Here is a 1,976-nt window from a genome sequence, read left to right on the forward strand (position 1 = left end):
GGTAAGAGACAGACATCAAGCCAACGAAAGAGATAACAAATGCTTTCTCAAGCCCGGCATTGCGAAACATAACCACTAACAGGGCTATGCAGATGTTGACCCAGAGCCCGATAAGGAGTGTTGGCAGGGCAAACATGACGCTGGGCCACACGCGCTGGGAAACATCGCTGGTAATATCCCGTCCACTTTCAGACTGTCCAAAGTCAAAGGTGAAAAGGCTGATGGATTTGTTGAAAAAGATGGTTTCTGTCAGTGCTGTCAGGCCTTCCTCTTTATCGTTGAAGAACAGGGGCTGGTGGTAACCATTAGTCTCTTTCCAGAGTTCAATGGCTTCGCCAGTGACGTATTTATCACCCAGCTGAGCCCGTGCCATATCGTCAGGGGTGTTCACCACAAAGAAAAGTAAAAAAGTAATCAGATTGACACCCATAAGAATAGGAATGGCGTAAATCAGTCGTCTGATAATATAAGCAAGCATGGTAGAACGTCCTTAAACCTGAAAATTATTCTTCAGCCTTTTATTACTTGTCGGTATTTATGACCAGCTTCTGTCGTCGTCTATAGGCGCGAATCGCAGGAACAAACCAGGCGACAAAAATACCCATGCCTGCCAGCAGAGGAACAAGATTGGGTTGGTTCCATTCAGCCTGTTTTTGTTTTCTCACTTCTGAATCGATCTTCAGGTATTTAAGGGTAGCCTTGGAGATGCCATGCCGTTTGGTATTAGAAACCCACTGGTTATTCAAGTAATACTCCCTCGGGTATTCGCCGGTAAACCAGGGAACATCGGCACGAACCTGATCCAACATTTCGGCGATTAACTGATTACGCTCCAGACCGGGTTGCATAGTCTTCATCTGCTTGTAAAGCTTGTTATAGTCAGGATTGTCATAGTTGGCATTGTTGTTGCCGTCGCATTGACAGGCGACAGGGCTTTGAGGGCCATAAAGCAAGAACAGAAAATTCTCGGGATCAGGGTAATCGGCCAACCAGCCATAGGAGAACATTTGGTGGTTACCTGTGCTCATTTTCTCTTTATAGCGATTCCAGTCTGTCGCTCTGAGCTCTAACTCAATGCCGAGCTTTTTGAGTTGGCGTTTTTGCCAGTCTTCAAGGCTTTTGCTGGTGGCTTGCGCCTGAACATCCAGATAGAGCTTCAAAGGTTTACCTGTTTTGGCATCTCGACCATTTGGATAGCCAGCTTCAGTCAAAAGCTGTTTGGCGTATTCAATGCTTTTGCGAACGGCCTTGCCATTTTTCCAGTCGTGAGTGTAGGTGTTGATGCCTGCTTCTCCTTTCAGAGAGCCCTCAATACCGGGAGGAATGGGCCCCATGAAAGGAATGGCGGAGCCGTTTCGGAATATTTCTATATATTCTTCAGAATTCCAGGCAATGGAGATAGCCTGACGCAGCTTTTGCTTTTCCGTGGAGTAACCACCCACGACATCGTCCAGCATATTGAAGCCCATATAGTAGACTGCAGGCTTAACATCCTGGGACAGAGTGATTTCTCTACCTTGCATCTCTGCGGTAAGCTCCACTCCCTCTGGCCCGATGGTCAAGGCCTGGTCAAAGTTTTGGGTGACGTTGCCGTGGTTTTCTCCTGAGCGGTCGTAATAACCCTGCAGGAATTTGGTCCACATAGGCAAAACTTCTTTGTCCAGACTGTAAATGGCTTTATCTATGAAAGGTACCTTTGCTCCAGCATCAGCAAGCAATCCTGCCTCTTTATCACCGGGGGCTCCTTCGGTGGGATAAAAATCATCCCTGAAGTTAGGATTTCGTTCCAGAATGATTTCCCTGTTAGGGTCATTCCTTGTCATCATATAGGCACCTGTGCCGACTGGATACCAATCCAGAGTCAGGTTGTTGTCTTTGAAGCCGGGGTTGTTATAGAAGCGATCCGCTTCCCAGGGGATGGGGGCAAAAAAGTGCATGGCCAGCCAGTAGGAAAACTGGGGGTAGATGCCTTTGAT

1 protein-coding gene and 1 pseudogene are annotated in these 1,976 nt (G+C 47.4%); both read right to left on the reverse strand.

Annotated features, from left to right (window positions below):
• A pseudogene (locus KDK19_RS06540) lies at positions 1–478 on the reverse strand (ABC transporter permease); the annotation flags it as partial.
• Positions 479–521: 43 nt separating this feature from the next.
• The coding region (locus KDK19_RS06545) for an ABC transporter substrate-binding protein (protein WP_257291594.1) at positions 522–1,976 on the reverse strand (1,455 nt) is incomplete at its 5' end.

Source organism: Endozoicomonas sp. ONNA1 (genome assembly GCF_024606325.1).
GTDB lineage: Bacteria > Pseudomonadota > Gammaproteobacteria > Pseudomonadales > Endozoicomonadaceae > Endozoicomonas_A.